Consider the following 4450-nt stretch of genomic DNA (forward strand, 5'->3'; position numbering starts at 1 on the left):
CTCGACGCCTACTGGACCGGCCACGACCAGCACCACACCCGCTCAAGCCGCCTCGAACGCCTCGCCTACCGACTCACAGCCTGACCCGCGAATTACGCAGCAGAGTCCCTCGGACAGCAGCCTCAGGGGGCCGTACTCGGACAGGCGCAGACCTCCGTCGCGCACCATGTCCGCGTCGACCGTGCGCGGCAGCGCCATCATGACCTGGCCCAGCGCTCGCACGAGCGCTTCTTCCGTGGGGTCCAGGGGGCTCAAGGGCTGCTGTTCCGGGGACATGCCTCACAACCTATCTGCTTGACAAGTAAAGCAAAATCCGAGCGAGCCTTCGACCGGCTTGCGCCGAGTCGCCTGGTGCGTACGGGAGTTGACCACGTTGCTTCGCGCGCGACCCTGGGCGCCGCCCTCGCGGCACAGGCGGGACGACGAGTGTCTGCCCGCAGGGCGATGCGGCACCTGAGCCAGAGGACCTTAGATGGCATGTCAACCGTGTGGGCGGTCGGAGCCGGCGACGGCCAAGCAGGGTTGGCGCTCAGGCTGCTTGGTCGCTCGACGCCGAGGCGGCGGTCCTCGCGCTGATCACGGCCCGTCCGCGCTCCGATTCCGGGAAGCGGATGAGCATCGCGCGCAGCTCCCCGGCGCCGACGTAGGCGCCGAAAGGCTCGGTGCCCGGTTCGAGCCGTACTCCTTCGGCGAGGGGACCTGCCATGACGGGGTCGAAGCCGAAAGCGGTGACGAGCCGCGCGACGGTGGCGAGGTCGTCCGGGTCGTCACCGGCGATCGCGATCGCCTTGCGTCCTCCCGGCGTTCCCGCGGGCTGAGCGCCGTCCTCGAGATCGTGGTAGCCCATGTGGTTGAACGCCTTGACCAGCCGGGCTCCGGACAGATACCCCTGCACGGTCTCGCTCGAGGACGTGAGCGGGTCGGTGAGGTCGTCGCGGATGCCGTCGACCTCCCACCAGTAGTTCATGGCGTCGACGACGAGCTTGCCCCGCAGCGCCTCGGCCGGGATCGTGCGGTACTTGCCGAGGGGGAGCGCCAGGATGACGACATCTGCCTCCGCGGCGGCCGCCGCGGTGACCGGGACGGCGCCGGGGGTGAGGACTTCGATGGTGAGTGCGATCTTGGCGGGGTCGCCCGATCCGGCGATGAGCACGCGATAGCCGGCTGCCAGGGCCAGGCGTGCCAGCACGGTGCCGACCTTCCCCGCGCCCAGGATGCCGACCGTGCGCACGGCAGCGGCGGTGGCGGTGTCCATTTCTGCTCCATTCATGGCGTCAGCCTGCGAGGATGTCGCGGACCATCGGGAGAACCTTGGTGCCGTACAGCTCGACTGCGCGCAGGCGGGCGCTGATCGGCTGTGCCCCCGTGGTGTAGATGAGGTCGAAACGGCCGACGCCGAGCGCCTTGATGGCGCGGGCCATCTTGCGGGCGACCGTCTCGGGCGAGCCGATGTAGAGCGAGCCGTGCTCGATCTCGGCCTCGTACTCCTCCTTGCGGAGCGGCGGCCAGCCCCGCAGTGCGCCGATCCGGTCACGGATGACCTTGTAGTGCGGCCAGTGCAGCTCCCGGGCCTCCTCGTCCGTGTCGGCGATGAAGCCGGGCGAGTGCATTCCGACCGGGTGAGCGGTCGTGCCGAACTTGTCGGTGGCTCGCTGGTAGAGGTCGATGTAGGGCGCGAAGCGCTCCGGGCTGCCGCCGATGATGGCGATCATGAGGGGGAACCCGTAGTGCGCGGTGCGGATGACCGACTGGGGTGAACCGCCGACACCGACCCAGGTGCTCAGGTGCCCGGATTCGGTCTTGGGGAAGACGTCGGCGTTGTCGAGCGGAGCCCGCTTGGTGCCGCTCCAGGTGACGGGCTTCTCCTCCAGCAGCTTGGCGAAGAGCTCGATCTTCTCCTCGAACAGCACGTCGTAGTCGCTCAGGTCGTATCCGAACAGGGGGAACGACTCGGTGAAGGAGCCGCGCCCGAGGATGACCTCGGCCCGGCCGTTCGAGAGCGCGTCCACGGTCGAGAACCGCTGGAACACGCGGACCGGATCGTCCGAGCTCAGCACGGTCACGCCGGACGCGAGGCGGATACGGCTCGTACGTGTGGCGATGCCGGCGAGCACGGTCTCCGGAGTGGAGATCGCGAACTCCGGGCGGTGGTGTTCACCGAGTGCGAGGACGTCGACGCCGGTCTGCTCCGCGAGAACGGCCTCGTCGAGGACCTGCCGGATGGCCCGCGCGTCGGACACCGGGGTGCCCGAGTCGTCCTCCGGCACATCGCCGAACGTGTCCAGACCGAAGACGAGATCAGACATGGCTGGGCTCCTTGGTGAGCAGTTGCCTCACCCGCGGGGCGACTTCGCTGCCCAGCAGCTCGATCGTGCGGGCCCGGGCTTCGCGTGGGAGGTTCATGACGTCGTACTTGAGATCGAAACGGCTGAGGTGCAGATCGCGGGCCATCGTGGCGATCTTGCGTGCGACGGTCTCGGGGGAGCCGACGAAGAGTGCGCCCTTGCCGACTTCCGACAGGTAGCGCTCGCGGGTCGGCTTGTAGAACCCGCGCTCCTCCGCGAGAGCGGCGACGACCGGCTGCCAGTACCGCCACCAGGTCTCGATCGCCTCCTCGTCGGTGTCCGCGATGAGCCCCAGTGAGTGCTGGGCGACGGGTTGCCTGGTGTGCCCGAGCTGTTCGAGCGTCCGGTGGTAGAGCTCGACGTGGCCGGCGAAGCGCTGGGGGCGTCCACCGATGACGGCCAGCATGAGCGGCAGGCCGTAGCGGGCCGCGCGGACCACGGAGTTCGGGCTGCCGCCCACGCCGATCCAGGTGGGGATGCCACCGGGCGGCATCCGGGGATGCAGTCGCTGCTCGACGAGCGGCGGCCGAAACCGGCCCGACCAGGTCACCGAGTCCTCACGCTGGAGGCGCATGAACAGGTCGAGCTTCTCCTCGAACAGCTCCTCGTAGTCGGCGAGGTCGTAGCCGAACAGCGGGAACGACTCAGTGGCCGATGCCCGCCCCAGTACGAGCTGGGCGCGGCCGTTCGAGGCGGCGTCCAGCGTGGAGAACTCTTGGTAGAGCCGCACGGGGTCGTTGGTGCTCAGTACGGTCACCGAGGTGCCGAGCCGGATGCGTTCCGTCGCGGTGGCGATCGCGGCGAGCAGGACGGGGGTGGCGCTGTCGTTGTGTCCTGCGCGGTAGTGCTCGCCGACGCTGAACACGTCGAGCCCCACGGCCTCGGCGAGCTTGGCCTCCTCGATCAACAGGCGAACGGTCTCGGCATCGCTCAGCGGCCGGTCGCCGTCGGTGGCGACCTCTCCGAACGAGTTCAGCCCCAATTGGAACGTTGTGGCCGTCATGGACTCCTCCTACTGGCTCCCGGGACGTCCGGTGTCACGCGGCAGCCGTTTGGTTGACGCGTCAATCTTTACGCAACATAATTGACGTGTCAACTAAAGGGGGTGGTTGCAGTGGGAGAGCGACGCAGGGTGTTCCCCACCGCCGAGGAACTGCGGATTTGGCAGGACTTCATCGAGACGACGGAAGCGCTCCGCTCCGAACTCTCGTCACGGCTGCACAGCGAGTCCTCCTTGTCGCCGGGCGACTACGCCGCGCTCCTCGCGCTGCGAGAAGCGGAAGGGCGACTGCGCCCCTCCGAACTGGCGGCCCGCATCGGCTGGCAGCGCAGCCGTCTCTCGCACCAGATCAAGCGCATGGAGCGACGAGGGCTGATTCGGCGCGAGAAACACGTCACCGACGGCCGAGGCGCAGAGGTGGTGCTCACGGCCAAAGGTAGGGAAGCGTTCCGCAACGCTTCGGTGCCGCATCTGCGCGCCGTCCACGAACTGTTCGTCCATCCGCTCACGCCGGACGAGCTCGCGGCAGCTGGGCGGATCGCGGCGGCGCTACGCGCCCGCCTGAGGGCGTCGCGTAACAACTAAGGGGTAGAGGTCACCGGCCAACTGTCCGCGTGGGGACTCGACCGACCTCGATTTCACCAACCGAACTCGTCGTCAGCGAGTCGGTGACCAACGCCATCTGCTACGCAGGCGGCCCCGTCGGACTGCGCACCTTGACGATAGGACGGCCGCTGCGCGGCGGCACCGCGCACTGGTGTGACGCGCACCGCGTTCGACCAACAGGGCGGTCGCACCGACCAACAGGGCGGTCGCACACAGAGACCAACGGCGGCATGGCTGGCCACCGGGCATCGGTCCACGCGGGCACGCCCGAGGGGACGCGCAGGGGGCGTGTGCTGGACGCAATGGCGCCCGCAGCTCGCCCGGAGCCTGGTGGGGGCCGGCAATCCAGGACACGAGCACCGGGCGGACCCCGGCGGCGACCGACCCGGCACCGGGCAACCTCGGCCCCGCGCAAACACCACGGTCCCGGGCGCGCAGTCGCGGCCGGGACCGTGGGGGCCCGGGGGCGTCAGCCCCCGGGGGGAATCAGCGGCGGGCG

General features: G+C 69.2%; 5 protein-coding genes. 1 reads left to right on the forward strand and 4 read right to left on the reverse strand.

From position 1 onward, the window contains the following. Positions 1 to 42 precede the first annotated feature (42 nt). From ACFV9O_RS39695 to ACFV9O_RS39710, 4 genes are all read right to left on the reverse strand, one after another. Positions 43 to 276, reverse strand: a complete 234-nt coding sequence (locus tag ACFV9O_RS39695) for a hypothetical protein (RefSeq protein ID WP_385427794.1) — start codon at positions 274 to 276, stop codon at positions 43 to 45. Between the two features lie 253 nt (positions 277 to 529). After that, positions 530 to 1270: an NADPH-dependent F420 reductase gene (locus ACFV9O_RS39700; protein WP_385427797.1), complete on the reverse strand. Its 741-nt coding sequence runs from the start codon at positions 1268 to 1270 to the stop codon at positions 530 to 532. 4 nt (positions 1271 to 1274) lie between these two features. Continuing rightward, positions 1275 to 2306 (reverse strand): LLM class flavin-dependent oxidoreductase, encoded by a 1032-nt coding sequence (locus tag ACFV9O_RS39705; protein WP_385427800.1) that lies wholly within the window; start codon positions 2304 to 2306, stop codon positions 1275 to 1277. Continuing rightward, the gene (locus ACFV9O_RS39710) at positions 2299 to 3348 is read right to left on the reverse strand and encodes an LLM class flavin-dependent oxidoreductase (protein ID WP_385427804.1); all 1050 of its coding nucleotides are present in this window, start codon (positions 3346 to 3348) and stop codon (positions 2299 to 2301) included. The genes ACFV9O_RS39705 and ACFV9O_RS39710 overlap by 8 nt, the downstream gene beginning before the upstream one ends. Before the next feature lie 129 nt (positions 3349 to 3477). Between ACFV9O_RS39710 and ACFV9O_RS39715 the strand changes: the two genes are divergently transcribed. Beyond that, a complete protein-coding gene (locus ACFV9O_RS39715; protein WP_385427807.1) occupies positions 3478 to 3930 on the forward strand; it encodes a MarR family winged helix-turn-helix transcriptional regulator in 453 nt (150 codons plus the stop codon). Positions 3931 to 4450: the final 520 nt, after the last annotated feature.

Origin of the sequence: Streptomyces sp. NPDC059909 (assembly GCF_042730885.1) — a bacterium.
GTDB lineage: Bacteria > Actinomycetota > Actinomycetes > Streptomycetales > Streptomycetaceae > Streptomyces.